Consider the following 14,208-nt stretch of genomic DNA (forward strand, 5'->3'; position numbering starts at 1 on the left):
CTGGGCTGAGAGTGCGGGAGCGCGGACCCGTCGCCCGGATCGCGGCGGCATCGGCCCTGGCCGGCGGCGCCGTGCTGCTCGCCACGGCGGCGCTGACCACGGTCTCCGTCCTGCTGCGCTGGTGGACGAGCCAGCCGGTCAAGGGTGATTTCGAGCTGGTCTCGCTCGGCTCCGGCCTCGCCGTGCTGGGCTTCCTCGCCTGGGGCAGCGTGACGCGCTCCAATATCCTGGTGGACAGCTTCACCACCTGGCTGCCCGCCCGCGTCAACGCCGCGCTGGACGCCTTCTGGAGCCTGGCCTGGGCCGCGGCCACGCTGCTGATCGCCGAGCGCATGGCCCGCGGCGCGATCGACACCTGGGCCAGCAACATGCGGACCATGGGGCTGCTCGCCCTGCCCTATTGGTGGGCCATCGCCGTGGGCGCGCTGTGCTTCGCGCTGGCGGGGATCTCGGCCCTGCTGACGATTCCACGGCTGCTGCGCTGATGGCCCCCGAGTTCCAGCTCGCGGCCATGGGCTTCGCCGGCCTGCTGCTGCTGATCGTGCTGCGCGCGCCCATCGCGCTCGCCATGCTGCTCGCCGGGGCCGCGGGCTATGTCCACATCCTCGATGCGGCGGCGCTGCTCAACTATCTCAAGACCACGCCCTACCACCTCTTCGCCAGCTACACGCTGAGCGTCATCCCGCTCTTCATCCTGATGGGCGCGCTGGCCGAGCGCGGCGGCCTGGCGCGCGACCTCTTCGCCGCGGCCAATGCCCTGCTGGGGCGCCGGCCGGGCGGGCTCGCCATGTCGGTGATCGGCGCGAGCGCGGCCTTCGGCGCGGTCTGCGGCAGCTCGGTCGCGACCACCGCCACCTTCGGCCGCGCCGCGCTGCCGGAGCTGCTGCGCTACGGCTATGCGCCCGGCTTCGCAACCGGCACCATCGCCGTGGGCGGCACGCTCGGCATCCTCATCCCGCCCTCGGTGATCCTGGTGGTCTATGGCATCAGCACCGAGCAGAACGTGGCCAAGCTCTTCATGGCCGCGCTGGTCCCGGGCCTGCTGGCGACCGCCTTCTATCTCGTCGCCATCGCCCTCTGGATGCGCCGCCGGCCGGAGCTCGGCCCGCCGGCGCCGCCGCCGGCGCCCGGCGAGCGCCGCCGGGCCTTCCGCAACGTGATCCCGGTGCTCGGCATCGCCGTGCTGGTGATCGGCGGCATCTATGGCGGCGTCTTCACGCCCACCGAATCCGCCGGCGTCGGCTGCATCGGCGTGCTCGCCATCGGCCTCGCCCGCCGCAGCCTCGACCTGCGCGAGATCCGCACGGCGCTGCTGGCCACCGCCGAGACGACGGCGATGATCTACGCCATCCTCCTCGGCGCCGAGGTCTTCAACGCCTTCCTCGCCTTGTCCCAGGCGCCGGACCTGCTGGCGCAATGGGTTACCGAGCAGGACTTCTCTCCCTTGGGCGTGCTGGCGGCGCTGCTGCTCACCTATCTCGTCCTGGGCGCCGTCATGGACGAGCTGGCGATGATCCTGCTGACGCTGCCCGTCTTCTTCCCCGTCGTCACCGCGCTGGATTTCGGCCTGACCGGGGAGGAGACCGCCATCTGGTTCGGCATCCTGGTGCTGATCACCGTCGGCATCGGGCTCACGGCGCCGCCCATCGGGCTGAACGTCTTCGTCATCTCCGCCATCGCGCGGCAGGTGCCCATCGCGCAGACCTATCGCGGCGTCCTGCCCTTCCTGGCGACGGACCTCCTCCGCCTGGGGCTCTGCGTGGCCTTCCCCGGCCTGAGCCTTTGGCTCGTGCGGCTGTTGACGTAGGATCGCGCCATGTCCGACCCGATCCCCTATGCGCGCGCGATCCCCGGCACCCAGCCGCCGCTCGACAGCGCCTCCTATGGCAGCACCCACCGGCGGGCACCGCGGCAGGAGCCCATTCGCGCGCCCGTCACCCTGACCGAGGCCACCTCCCCCCGCTTCGCCCTGCCCTCCCATGCCGACATGTCCAGGCTCGACGGCCATGCCGCCATGGGCGAGCGCATCATCGTCGCCGGCCGGGTGCTGGACGAGCGCGGCACGCCGCTGCGCGGCTCCATGGTCGAGGTCTGGCAGGCCAATGCCGCCGGCCGCTACCACCATGCGCGCGACCAGCACGACGCGCCCCTCGACCCGCATTTCTCCGGCCAGGGCCGCGTCTTCACCGACGAGGAGGGCTGGTACCGCTTCACCACCATCCGGCCCGGCGCCTATCCCTGGCGCAACCACCACAATGCCTGGCGGCCGGTGCACATCCATTTCAGCCTCTTCGGCCAGGGCTTCGCCCAACGCCTCGTCACCCAGATGTACTTTCCCGGCGACCCGCTGCTGGCGCTGGACCCGATCTTCCTCGCGACCGCCGACGAGAAGGCGCGCGAAAGGCTGATCGCCAGCTTCGACCTGGACATCACCCAGCCCGAATTCGCCCTCGGCTACCGCTTCGACATCACGCTGCGCGGCCCCTCGGCCACCCCCTTCGAAGAGGGCGAGGCGTGAGCACCGCCCACCAGACCTCCGGTCCCTTCTGGCACCTCATCGACTTCCCCGAATGGGCCGACCTTCTGCGCGCGGACGGCCCCAATGCCGGTGCCCCCCAGACATACGCAGGCGGCGAGCGCATCACGCTCCAGGGCACAGTCACCGACGGCGACGGCGCGCTCGTCACCGACGCCATGATCGAGATCTGGCACGCCGACCCGGACGGCCGCTACGACGGCGCCTTCCAGGGCTTCGGCCGCTGCGCCACCGATGCCGAGGGCCGCTTCCGCTTCACCACCCTCAAGCCCGGCCCGGTGCCCGGCCGCGGCAACACGCTGCAGGCGCCGCATGTGCAGATCGCGATCTTCGCGCGCGGGCTGCTGCGGCACCTCACCACGCGCCTCTACTTCGCGGAGGAGCCGCTGAACGAGAGCGATCCGCTCCTCTCGCTCGTGCCCCCCGAGCGGCGCTGCACCCTGATCGCAACCCCGACCGTCCCCGGAACCTGGCAGCTCGACATCCGGCTGCAGGGCGGGGCGGAAACCGTCTTCCTGGAACTCTGAGCCCATGCCCGTGAATCCCGCCGACTCGCCCGTCATGGGCGCGCTCTACGGCACCGACGCCATGCGCGCCGCCATGGGCGAGCGCGCCTTCCTCCAGCGCATGCTCGACTTCGAGGCCGCGCTGGCCCGCGCGCAGTCGCGCCTCGGCATCGTGCCGGTCGCGGCCGCCACCGCCATCACCGAGGCCGCCTCGGTCGACAAGCTGGACTTCGCGGCCCTGGCCGATGCCACGCGCAACACCGGCTACCCGGTCGTCGGCCTGGTGAAGCAGCTCACCGCCGCCGCCGGCCCCGAGGCCGGCCGCTGGACCCATTGGGGCGCCACCACGCAGGACGTGATGGACACCGCGGTGGTGCTGCAGATGCGCCAGGGCTTCGCGCTCATCCGCGGCGAGCTGATGGAGCTGAACGGCGCGCTCGCCGCGCTCGCGAAGCGCCATCGCGGCACCATCATGGCCGGGCGCACGCATCTCCAGCACGCCCTGCCGGTCACCTTCGGCTACAAGGTCGCGGTCTGGCTCTCGCCGCTCATCACCATGGTCGAGCGGCTCGACCAGCTCCGCCCGCGCGTGGAGCGGCTGGAGCTCGGCGGAGCGGCTGGCACGCTGGCCTCGCTCGGCAGCCAGGGAATCGCCGTCCAGCGCGAGCTGGCGCGCGAGCTCGGCCTCGCCTGCCCCGATATCCCCTGGCATGTTGCCCGCGACGGCATCGCGGAGGCGATCAACTTCCTCGGCCTCGTCTGCGGCGCGCTCTCCAAGATCGCGACGGATGTGATGCTGCTCATGCAGACCGAGGTCGCGGAGGTGAACGAGCCGCATGTCTTCGGCCGGGGCGGCAGCTCCACCATGCCGCAGAAGCGCAACCCGATCTCCTGCGAGTACATCATCGCCCAGTCGCGCGGCGTGCACGCGCTGGTGCCGCAGGTGCTGGCCGCCATGGCGCAGGACCTGGAGCGCGGCACCGGCCCCTGGCAGGCCGAGCTGCTGGCCATCGGCCAGGCCTTCAACCTCACCCATGGCGCGCTGGCCCAGGCGCGCTTCCTGGCCGAGGGGCTGGTGGTGGACCCGGCCCGCATGCTGAAGAACCTGGCCGCCACGGGCGGGCTCATCGCCTCGGAGCAGGTGATGATGGAGCTGGCCCCGATCCTCGGCCGCGGCGAGGCGCACCACGTCGTGAACAATGCCTGCGACGTGGCGATCGCCCAGGGCATCCCCCTGGCCCAGGCGCTGCAGCAGGTGCCCGAGATCACCACCCGCGTGGAACCCGCGATGATCACGGCCATGTGCAACCCCGAGAACTACCTGGGCAGCGCCATGACCTTCGTTGACCAGGTGATCGAACGGATGCGCTGACCCGTTCTCACGGGATCACGAAGCGCCCCTGCAGCCGGTGGCCGTCCGCCAGCTGCCCCGTGAAGACGATGCGCGCCCCCGCCTCCAGCGGGGCCGGGGCGCTGCCGGCGAGGCGGTTCGGCGAGGCGGGGGTCAGCGGCACGTTCACCGTCCGCCCGCCCGACTGCACCACGAGCCGGCCGCTGGCACCCTGCGTGGCCATCGGCCGGCTGCCCTCCGTCAGGATCACCTGCGCCGCCGCGCCCGAGATCACGAGCTCGTAGGTATGGCCGTGCTCGGTGGCGATCGGGCCGCCATTGGGGCCCCGCGGCGCCTGGGCCAGCGCCAGCCCGGGAAGGGCCAGCGCCGGAGCCCCGAGCAGGACGCGCCGTGTGACGTTCATGATCTTCTCCATCAATAGGCGGCCGAGGCCGCGTCGCGCAGCGGCCGGTCCGCGTGATCGGCGGCCAGCCGCGCCAAAGCCCGGCGCCCGAAGCGCCGGATGAGCAGCGGCGTCAGCGCCGCATCCAGGATCGTCGCGCTGATGAGCCCGCCGAAGATCGTCACCGCCACCGGATGCAGGATCTCCCGTCCCGGCTCGCCGGCGCCGAAGAGCAGCGGCGTGAGCGCGAGGCCCGCCGAGAGCGCGGTCATCAGCACCGGCGCCACGCGCTCCTCGCTGCCGCGCAGGATCAGGCGGCGCCCCCAGCGCTCGCCCTCGAAGAGCGCGAGGTTGAGCGTGTGGCTCACCTTCAGGATGCCGTTGCGCGCGCTGATGCCGGCCAGCGTGATGAAGCCCACCATCGAGGCCACCGAGAGCGGCAGGCCGAAGAGCCACAGCGCCGCCACGCTGCCCGTCAGCGCGAGCGGGATGTTCCCCATCACGATCAGCGCCAGCGCCGCCGAGCGGTAGCGGGAGAAGAGGACGACGAAGACCAGCGCGAGCGAGACCAGCGAAAGCAGGCCGATGGTCCGTGCCGCCTCCCGCTGCGCCTGGACCGTACCCTCGATGACCACCGAATAGCCCTGCGGCAGCGGTGCCTGGTCCAGCGCCGCCCGCATGTCGCGCACGAGGGAGGCGGCATCCCGCGCCCCATCCGTGTTGCCGGAGACGACGATACGCCGCTGCCCGCCCTCGCGCAGGATCTGGTTGGGCCCGTCCACCTCCTCCACGGAGGCGATGAGCCGCAGCGGGATATGCCCGCCGGGCGTCGCCACCAGCAGCTCGCCCAGTCCCTCGGTCGTGCGGTCGCGGTCGGCGAGGCGCACCACCACGTCGAAGCGGCGCACGCCGTCCACGATCTGCGAGACGATGCGCCCATTGGAGAGCCCTTCCAGCGCCGTGTTGAGCGCCGCCGGCGTGATGCCGTAGAGCGAGGCTTGGGCATAGTCCGGCAGCACGCGCAGCTGCGGGATGCGCACCTGCCGCTCCACCTGGAGATCCACCAGGCCGGGGATGGCGGCGAAGCGCGCGCGCAGCCCCTCGGCCAGCGTGCCGAGCGTGTCGAAATCCGGCCCGAAGAGCTTCACGGCGATTTCGGCCCGCACGCCGGAGAGCATGTGGTCCAGCCGGTGCCGGATGGGCTGGCCCAGGTTGAGCTGCGCCGGCAGCGGCGCCAGTCGCGCGCGGATCTCCGCCAGCACCGCCTCACGGCCTCTCCCGGAGGGCCGCAGCGCCACGTCCAGCTCGCTGACATGCACGCCCTCCGCATGCTCGTCCAGCTCGGCCCGCCCCGTGCGGCGGCCCACGGTGACGACCTCGGGCACCTCCGCCACCAGCCCTTCCGCGAGGGCGCCGAGCCGGCTCGATTCCGGCAGCGATATGCCGGGACGGAAGGAGAGCGTGACGAGCACCGTCCCCTCGTTGAAGGAAGGCAGGAAGGCGCGCGGCAGGTTCCACGCGCCCCAGGCGGCGGCACCGAACATCAGCAGCACCGTGGCATAGACCACGCGCGGCGCCGCCAGGCCCCGCAGCACCATGGCGCGGTTCAGCCGCTTCATCGCCCGCAGCACGAAGCTGTCCTGCCCTTGCGACGAACGCCGGTGTCCCAGCAGCCAGTAGGACAGCACCGGCGTCAGCGTCACGGAGACCACGAGGCTCGCCAGGATCGCCACGATATAGGCCACGCCCAGCGGGGCGAAGAGCCGCCCCTCGATCCCCGGCAGCGCGAAGAGCGGCACGAAGACCAGCACCACGATCATCGTCGCGTAGACGATTCCCGAGCGCACCTCCTGGCTCGCGGCCGCGACGACGGAAAGGATGGGATGCGGCTCCGCCCGCGCCGCGTTCTCGCGCAGGCGGCGCAGGATGTTCTCCACATCCACCACCGCATCGTCCACCAGCTCGCCGATGGCGATGGCGATGCCGCCCAGCGTCATGGTGTTGATGGTCAGCCCCGCGAGATGGAAGACCACCACCGTCGCCAGCACCGAGACCGGGATGGCCACCAGCGAGATCGCCGTCGCGCGCACGTCCAGCAGGAAGAGGATCAGCACCACCGTCACCACCAGCGCCGCCTCCAGCAGCACGCGCTCGACGTTGCGGATGGAGGTCGCGATGAAGTCCGCCTGGCGGAACTGCACGCGCGTGGCCTCCATGCCGGCGGGAAGGCCGCGCTGAATCTCGGCCAGCGCCGCCTCGACGGCGCGCGTCACGGCGATCGTGTCCGCGCCCGGCTGCTTCTGCACGCCGACGATGACCGCCGGCCCGCCCATGAAGCCCGCATCGCCGCGGCGCGGGCGCGCGGCGAATTCCACCGCCGCCACCTGATGCAGCAGGATGGGCGCGGCCTGCCCCACGCGCAGCGCCACCGGCGTGTCGCGCAGATCCTCCAGCCGCCGCGTGAGGCCGAGGTTGCGGATGAGGTATTCCCGCCCCTGCTGGTCCACGAAGCCGCCGCCCGTATTGGCGCCGAAGCGCGCCACCGCCGCCTCGATCTGCGCGGCACTCACGTCCAGCGCCTGCATGGCCGCCGGATCGGGCGTCACGCGATACTGCCGCACCTCGCCGCCGATCGGGATGACCTGCGCCACCCCCGGGATGGCCAGCAGCCGCGGGCGGATGGCGAAGTCCGCGGCCTCGCGCGTCTCCATGGGCGACAGCCCGCGCGCCGTCACCGCGACCAGCATGATCTCGCCCATGATGGAGCTGACCGGCCCCATCACCGGGTTCAGCCCCGCCGGCAGCCCGGCGCGCACCAGCCCCAGCCGCTCGGCCACGAGCTGGCGGCTGCGGTAGAGCTCGGCCGACCAGTCGAACTCCACATAGACGATGGAGAGCGCCACGGAGGAGACCGAGCGCACGCGGGTCACGCCCGGCATGCCGTTCATCGCCGCCTCGATGGGGAAGGAGACCAGCCGCTCCACCTCCTCGGGGGCGAGGCCCTCGGCTTCCGTCAGCAGCGTGACGGTCGGGCGGTTGAGGTCGGGGAAGACGTCCACCGGCACCTTGGGCAGCACGAAGGCGCCATAGGCCATCAGGACCGCCGCCGCGGCGAGGACGAGCAGGCGGTTGCGCAGGCTCGCGGAGACGAGGGCGGCGAACATCAGCGGATCTGGTTCACGAGGCCGGCGCCCTGCACCACCACACGCTCGCCCGGCCGCAGCCCGGCGGCCACCAGCACGCGCGCGGCGTCGATCGGCTCGACGCGCACGGCGGCGGCCGAGAAGGTCTCGGGCTCGCCATGCCGCCAGACGACGCTCTCGCCATTCGCCGCGCGCACCACGGCGGCGCGCGGCAGGATCAGCCCGCGCAGGTTCTCCGCGAGCCGCGCCACCACCCGCACCGGCTGGCCGAGCGGAAGGCCCGCCGGCGCGTCCTCGATGCGGAACTGCACCAGCGTCGCCTGCTGCTGCAGTGCCTGGCCGAAGCCCTGCAGGGTGAGCCGCATGGGCGCGCCGTCGCCGATCGCGGCGGTGGCGTCCTGCACCTCCAGCCGCGCAGCATCGGGGCCATAGACCAGCGCCTCCACCCAGAGCCCGCCTGGGTCGAGGATCTGGAACAGGATGTCCTGCGCCTGCACCACCTGCCCCGCCACCACGCGCGCGACGGCGACGATGCCGTCCGCCGGGGCGCGGATCGCCTCGGGCTCGACGCGGTTCGCGCCGATGAGCGCGCGGCGGCGGCGCAGCCCGTCCAGCTCGATCTCGGTGTCGATGACCTGCACCCGCGTGCCGGCGCCGCTCGCCACCAGCGAGCGCGCGCGGTTCAGCCGCGCCTCGGCGCCGGCGATGAGCTGGTCGATCTCGCCCGAGCGCTCGGCGATCGTGGTGCGGTCCGCGATGGGCAGCGGCACCTCCACCAGCGCGAGCACCTCGCCGCGGCGCACCTGCTGGCCGAGGCGCGGCAGCCCGCCCTCCGGCGGCGTCACGCGGCCGCCGGCGATGCTCTGGGCGAGGCCGCCCCGGTTGGGGTCGGCCACGACGCGGCCGACCAGCGTGACGGCGCGGCGCGCCTCCCCCTCACGCAGGGTGACGGTGCGCAGCTCCAGCAGGCGCTGGCTGATCTTGGGAAGGAAGACGGCACCGTCCGGCAGGCGCTGCGGCGCGTCGATCGCGCCGGAGGGGGCGGGCCCGGCCGCATGGTCGTGGCCCTCATGCGCCCGGGCGGGCATCGCCAGCACGAGCAGCAGCGCCGCCGCGACCCGCCGGCGCCGGGGGCGCAGCAGCATGGCCAGCAGGAAGCCGCCCGCCACGCCGCCGCCGATGGGGAACCAGGGCCGGTGCGCGGCCCATTCGAGGGCGGCCTGCCAGGGATCCTCATGCGGGCCGGCATGCGGGTCGGGCGGCGGCAGGGCGGGCAGCGTGCCGAGGAGCAGGTCGTCCCCGATCGCGCCGGTGATGGAGAAGACCAGCTCCAAGGGCGTGCCCCTGGCCGCCAGCGCCTCGGAATGCAGGAGGTAGGTGCCGTTCGGTTGCGGCTCGGCGGCGATGGCGGCTTCGCCCAGGGTGGCCTCGCTCAGGGTGGCCTCGATGCGCGCATCGGCGACCGGCGCATTGCCGTCGAAGCGGTCGAGCCAGATCCGGAGACGGTCGGCCGCCTCGCGCACGGCGACGAGCTCGTAGAGCTCCGAGTGCACGGCGATGCGCGGCCGGGCGGGCGCCGCGGCCGCGGGCGCCTCGTCATGCCCCTCATGGGCCAGGGCGGGCGCAGAGAAGGTGAGGGCGCAGGCCAGGACGGCACGGCGCAGGACGCGATGGAACATGGGAACGGGCCTTCCGGCGGGACGCGATGCGAGACGCAGCGCGGCTGCCGGAGGGCCGCCGCGCTCAGGCGATCGCGATCAGCCTGGGGGGCCTTTGCGGCCGGTCGCCGGCATGGCCGAGGCGGAATGTGTCGAAGCCGCCCCAGGCCGTGCGGAAGGTCGAGGCCGGCGCGGCGGGGCGAAAATCCAGTGGCGGCAGCGAGGCCGCGTGGCACATCGCGCAATGCACCTCGCAGGGCGCCGCCTTGCCGTCCGGCTCGTGGCCGTCCTGGATCGATGGCAGAGAAACCTCGACGCCCAGGCTATCGAAAACATGGCTCTCGAAGGCATGCGCATGGGGCGCGGCCCCGAGGAGCAGGAGCGCCATCAGGACGGGCAGCATCCGCCGGGCGATTCCATGAAGGCGCATCAGGACCATGCCCGTCACGGGTATCCCGCGGGAGTGGCGGCGGTCAATAGCTGGGGATGGTTAGGGTCGCGGTGAAATCCAGTCCGCGTCCAGCTCATCTTCGGCTGCCGGTTCCTCAGACGCGTGAGGATCGCCGAAAAGCTCCCACCCTTCACCGTCAGCGCTACGGTCCTCGCGATGGAATGACCACCATGTCGACCCCGTGCTGCGCTCCTTGGTCCTCACCTTTGCTGCCACATGGACGCTTCCGGCGACGAGATACTCTGGCCGCATAGAATCTCGCAGGTTCACGAAGACGTAGGCATGAGAGTCGGATTTCACCTTCAGCCCGTGGCGGCCAACGAGCCAGAAGCGAGCCGGCCTGGCGTTAGTCTTCACCTGCACAGACCACGCCTTCTGACAGAGCTGGTCCGTCACAGCAGATCAGCACCGGCCGCGCTCCTGGACGTCAGAGAGACGATAAAGCCGAGCTTCGATAGCTCAGCGGCAACAAGGAATACGCCCTGCATTCCGGTCATTTGGCCCTTGGACGCCATCGTTCCTACCTACGTCGCCGCTGCTGGTTGCGTCAGCAGCCAATTTCAAACTGAGACACGACCCGAAAACCTCATCTCGGGCAGCGGCCTCAGCTCCGCCCCGCCTGCCAGCAGCCCGGCCCGCACCTGCCGCGCCGCCTCGACCGCGCTCGGCTCGTCGCCATGCAGGCAGAGTGTCTGCACCTCCAGCTTCAGCCGCACGCCGCCCCGCGCGATGACCTCGCGCTCCAGCACCATGCGCAGCGCCTGCTCGCGGATCACGGCGATGTCGTGGTGCACGGCATCCGGCAGGGCGCGGCTGGCCAGCCGTCCATCGGGCTCGTAGAGCCGGTCGGCATAGCCCTCCAGCGCGCAGGGCAGCCCCTCGGCGCGCCCGGCTTTCTCCAGCTCGGTGCCGGGCAGCACCACCAGGATCATCCCGCGATCAACGGCCCGCGCCGCGCGCGCGATCGCCCGCGCGAGATCCGCATCGGCGCTGGCGAGGGTGTTCAGCATGCCGTGCGGCTTCACATGCGTGACCTTGCCGCCATGCAGCGCCGCCGTGCCGGCCAGCGCGCCCACCTGATAGGCGGTGATGGCCTCCACCTCGCGCGCCGACATCTTCAGCGCCCGCCGGCCGAAGCCCTGCAGGTCGGGAAAGCCCGGATGCGCGCCGATGCTGCAGCCCGCTTCCAGCGCCAGCCGCACCGTCTCGGCCATGATTCCGGGATCGCCCGCGTGATAGCCGCAGGCCAGGCTCGCCGCGTTGATGAGCGGCAGCAGCGCCGCGTCGTCGCCCATCTTCCAGGGCCCGAAGCTTTCGCCGAGATCGGCGTTGAGGGAGATCTCCACCATGCGATCATGATGGCGCGGGGGCATTTGCGCGTCCATGTCCCCGGTGCAATCTGCGCCGCATGCCGCTGCCAGAACCACGCCTGCTCCCTCTGGGCGACGCCGCCCTCACCGTCGAATTCGGTCCCGCCTACACGCCCGAAGCCGCCGCCCGCGCGCGGAGCCTGGACCGGCAGCTCCAAGGCACCGAGGGCATCGTCGAGCGTGTGGCCACGCTGCGCTCGCTGACCATTCACTACGACCCGCGACGCCTCAGCCTGCGACGGCTGACGGCCCTGCTGCGCGGACTCGCTCCCGCGGCGGAGACCGAGGCGGAGGGCGCGCGCTGGATGCTGCCCATCTGCTACGAGGGCGAATATGCGCCGGACCTCACGGACCTTGCCGCGCGCCTCGGAATGCCGCCCGGAGAGGTCGTCGCGATCCACGCGGCCGGCCGCTACCTCGCCGCCATGGTGGGGGGCTATCCCGGCTACCCCTATCTCGCCGGCCTCGACCCGCGCCTCGCCGCGCCGCGGCGGACGACGCCGCGAATCGCCGTGCCGGCCGGCTCGCTCGGCGTCGCCAACGAGTTCACGGCCATCTATCCGCAGACGGTGCCCGGCGGCTGGAACCTCATCGGCCGGACCCCCGTGCCCCTCTTCGATCCGCTGCGCGAGCCGCCCTCGCTGGTCGCCACGGGCGACGAGGTGCGCTTCCGCCCCATCCCGCCCGCCGAGTTCGCCGCCCTGGCCGAGGGCTTCCGCGCCGGCGCCGATCCCGTGGCGCTCTGCCGCGCATGAGCCCCGCCATCCGCGTCGTCGAGGGCGGGCTCTTCGCCACCGTCCAGGATCTCGGCCGTGTCGGCCATCAGGGGCTGGGCGTGCCGCCCTCCGGCGCGCTGGACCCCGTCTCGCTGCGCACGGCGAACCTCGTCGTCGGCAATCCGCCCGGCACGGCCGCGCTGGAGATGTGCCGCCTCGGCTGCACCCTCGAGGTGGAGGCGGATTCCGTGCGCGTCGCATTGGCCGGCGCCCGGGTCTCGCCCCCGATGCTGGAAAGCATGGTCCTGCGTCGCGGCGACACGCTCGCGATCGGCCGCATCGCGGGCGGCGCCTGCTACCTCGCCGTCGAGGGCGGCTTCGACATCGCGCCCGTGCTCGGCAGCCTTTCCACCTACACGCGCGCCGGCTTCGGCGGGCTGCATGGCGGCCGCCTCCTGGCCGGGGACCGGCTGCCGCTCGTGCGGCCCGCCGCCACGCCCCGCCGCGAGCGCCGCCTGCCCCACCCCGTCCCCGCCGGGCGCGACCGGCCGCTCCGAGTCCTCCTCGGCCCGCAGGACGACCACTTCACCGAGGAGGCCATCGACGCCCTGCTCTCCGCCGACTTCACGGTGACGCCCCATGCCGACCGCATGGGCCTGCGCCTCTCCGGCCCCAGGCTGACCCATGTCGGCCGCCCCGAGATCGCCACGGACGGGCTGGCCACCGGCGCCCTCCAGGTGCCGGGCAGCGGCCATCCCATCGCCCTCCTGCCCGACCGCCACACCTCCGGCGGCTATCCCAAGATCTGCGCCGTCATCGCCGCCGACCTGCACCGGCTGGGCCAGTCCGTTCCGGGCACCGTGCTGCGCTTCGAGGCCGTCGCGCCCGAGCAGGCGCGCGTGGCCCTGGCCCGACTCGAATCCGCCATGGCCGGCATGGCCGACCTGCTGTCCGAGGCATAGCGGCTAGGCCCAGTCCGACGGACACTGGGCCGGGACACCCTGCTATGCTGCGCCGCGAAACCGGCCTGGAGATTGGATGCGATGGAACTGGCGCTCTTCAACCTGATGTCGCTGAACCATGACCAGGAGACGCCCGGCCAGGTCTTCGAGATGACGGCCGCTGCCGTCCAGCTGGCCGAGAAGACCGGCTTCGACGCCACCTGGTTCGCCGAGCACCACTTCACCAGCGCCTCGATCTGCCCCAATCCGCTGATGATGGTCGCCCATTGCGCGGCGCTGACGAAGCGCATCCGCCTGGGCACGGGGGTGGTCGTGCTGCCGCTGCACAACCCGCTGCGCGCCGTGCAGGAGATCGGCTTCGCCCAGCTGGCCAGCGGCGGCCGTCTCAACCTGGGCATCGCCACCGGCCACCAGTTCCACGAGTTCAACAGCTACGGCATCGACCATGCCGCCCGTTCCGAGATGATGCACGAGGAGTGGGACATCCTGGAGCAGGGCCTCGCCACCGGCCGGGTGAACCACCAGGGCCGCCACTACAGCTATCCCGACTCGCCCATCTGCATCGCGCCGGGCCTGCCGCCGATCTACCTCGCCGGGGCCAGCGGCAGCCTGCTCGAGCGCGCCGGCCGCGTGGGCGCCACGCTGCTGGTCAGCCAGGGCGTCCGCACCGCCGAGATGGCGCTGCCGCTGAAGGCCAAGGCGGAGGAGGGCTACCGCGCCGGCGGCTTCACCGGCCGCGACATCCCGCTCGGCCTGCAGCGCTACATCTTCGTCACCGACGACCCGGCCGAGCAGCGCCGCGCCGCCGAGGGGCTGCTGAAGCTCGCGCGCACCACCCTCTCGCTGCGCGTGCCCGTGCCGCCGCGCGACGGGGTGCGCATGCATTCCGTGCCCTTCGAGGGCGAGCCGACCGTCGAATGGCTGCTGGAGAACACGCCCATCGGCGGCGTGGAGAAGGTCACGCGGATCCTCGCGCACGACGTGAAGGTGCTCCGCCCCTCGCATATCAGCATGTATTGCGGCTTCTCCGGCCTGCCGGCCGCATCCACGCTGGCCGCGATCGAGCGCCTCGGCCGCGACCTGCTGCCCGCCCTGCGCCGGAGCGCGGAGGCGGAGGCGCTGGCCGCCTGATC

General features: G+C 72.4%; 13 protein-coding genes. 8 read left to right on the forward strand and 5 right to left on the reverse strand.

Going from position 1 to position 14,208, the window contains the following annotated elements; all coding sequences use genetic code 11:
• Nucleotides 1-11 precede the first annotated feature (11 nt).
• From EJV46_RS22010 to pcaB, 5 genes are read left to right on the forward strand one after another with little or no spacing between them, the layout of a single operon-like run.
• The gene (locus EJV46_RS22010) at nucleotides 12-485 is read left to right on the forward strand and encodes a TRAP transporter small permease (RefSeq protein WP_240782699.1); all 474 of its coding nucleotides are present in this window, start codon (nucleotides 12-14) and stop codon (nucleotides 483-485) included.
• On the forward strand, nucleotides 485-1,807 hold the full coding sequence (locus EJV46_RS22015) for a TRAP transporter large permease (RefSeq protein WP_131550889.1): 1,323 nt from the start codon (nucleotides 485-487) through the stop codon (nucleotides 1,805-1,807). Before EJV46_RS22010 ends, EJV46_RS22015 begins: the two co-directional genes overlap by 1 nt.
• A 9-nt stretch (nucleotides 1,808-1,816) precedes the next feature.
• A complete protein-coding gene (gene pcaH / locus EJV46_RS22020) occupies nucleotides 1,817-2,518 on the forward strand; it encodes a protocatechuate 3,4-dioxygenase subunit beta (protein WP_131550890.1) in 702 nt (233 codons plus the stop codon).
• Nucleotides 2,515-3,063: a protocatechuate 3,4-dioxygenase subunit alpha gene (gene pcaG, locus EJV46_RS22025; RefSeq protein ID WP_131550891.1), complete on the forward strand. Its 549-nt coding sequence runs from the start codon at nucleotides 2,515-2,517 to the stop codon at nucleotides 3,061-3,063. Before pcaH ends, pcaG begins: the two co-directional genes overlap by 4 nt.
• Nucleotides 3,064-3,067: 4 nt before the next feature.
• Nucleotides 3,068-4,414, forward strand: a complete 1,347-nt coding sequence (gene pcaB, locus EJV46_RS22030) for a 3-carboxy-cis,cis-muconate cycloisomerase (protein WP_131550892.1) — start codon at nucleotides 3,068-3,070, stop codon at nucleotides 4,412-4,414.
• A 7-nt stretch (nucleotides 4,415-4,421) separates the two neighbouring features.
• On the opposite strand, the gene EJV46_RS22035 is transcribed toward pcaB, so the two are convergent.
• The 5 genes from EJV46_RS22035 to EJV46_RS22055 form a co-directional block, all read right to left on the reverse strand.
• Nucleotides 4,422-4,796: a hypothetical protein gene (locus EJV46_RS22035; protein ID WP_131550893.1), complete on the reverse strand. Its 375-nt coding sequence runs from the start codon at nucleotides 4,794-4,796 to the stop codon at nucleotides 4,422-4,424.
• 11 nt (nucleotides 4,797-4,807) lie between these two features.
• On the reverse strand, nucleotides 4,808-7,939 hold the full coding sequence (locus EJV46_RS22040; protein ID WP_131550894.1) for an efflux RND transporter permease subunit: 3,132 nt from the start codon (nucleotides 7,937-7,939) through the stop codon (nucleotides 4,808-4,810).
• Complete coding sequence (locus EJV46_RS22045) at nucleotides 7,939-9,597, reverse strand: efflux RND transporter periplasmic adaptor subunit (protein WP_131550895.1); 1,659 nt, start codon at nucleotides 9,595-9,597, stop codon at nucleotides 7,939-7,941. Before EJV46_RS22045 ends, EJV46_RS22040 begins: the two co-directional genes overlap by 1 nt.
• Before the next feature lie 64 nt (nucleotides 9,598-9,661).
• On the reverse strand, nucleotides 9,662-10,024 hold the full coding sequence (locus EJV46_RS22050; RefSeq protein ID WP_165585684.1) for a hypothetical protein: 363 nt from the start codon (nucleotides 10,022-10,024) through the stop codon (nucleotides 9,662-9,664).
• 563 nt (nucleotides 10,025-10,587) lie between these two features.
• On the reverse strand, nucleotides 10,588-11,376 hold the full coding sequence (locus tag EJV46_RS22055) for a LamB/YcsF family protein (protein ID WP_131550897.1): 789 nt from the start codon (nucleotides 11,374-11,376) through the stop codon (nucleotides 10,588-10,590).
• Nucleotides 11,377-11,435: 59 nt separating this feature from the next.
• Between EJV46_RS22055 and pxpB the strand changes: the two genes are divergently transcribed.
• The 3 genes from pxpB (at nucleotide 11,436) to EJV46_RS22070 (ending at nucleotide 14,206) form a co-directional block, all read left to right on the forward strand.
• Complete coding sequence (gene pxpB / locus EJV46_RS22060) at nucleotides 11,436-12,152, forward strand: 5-oxoprolinase subunit PxpB (protein ID WP_131550898.1); 717 nt, start codon at nucleotides 11,436-11,438, stop codon at nucleotides 12,150-12,152.
• On the forward strand, nucleotides 12,149-13,075 hold the full coding sequence (locus EJV46_RS22065) for a biotin-dependent carboxyltransferase family protein (protein WP_131550899.1): 927 nt from the start codon (nucleotides 12,149-12,151) through the stop codon (nucleotides 13,073-13,075). Before pxpB ends, EJV46_RS22065 begins: the two co-directional genes overlap by 4 nt.
• 81 nt (nucleotides 13,076-13,156) lie before the next feature.
• Nucleotides 13,157-14,206: an LLM class flavin-dependent oxidoreductase gene (locus EJV46_RS22070; protein ID WP_131550900.1), complete on the forward strand. Its 1,050-nt coding sequence runs from the start codon at nucleotides 13,157-13,159 to the stop codon at nucleotides 14,204-14,206.
• Nucleotides 14,207-14,208 lie beyond the last annotated feature (2 nt).

Source organism: Roseococcus sp. SYP-B2431 (assembly GCF_004336745.1).
Taxonomy (GTDB): Bacteria; Pseudomonadota; Alphaproteobacteria; order Acetobacterales; family Acetobacteraceae; genus Roseococcus.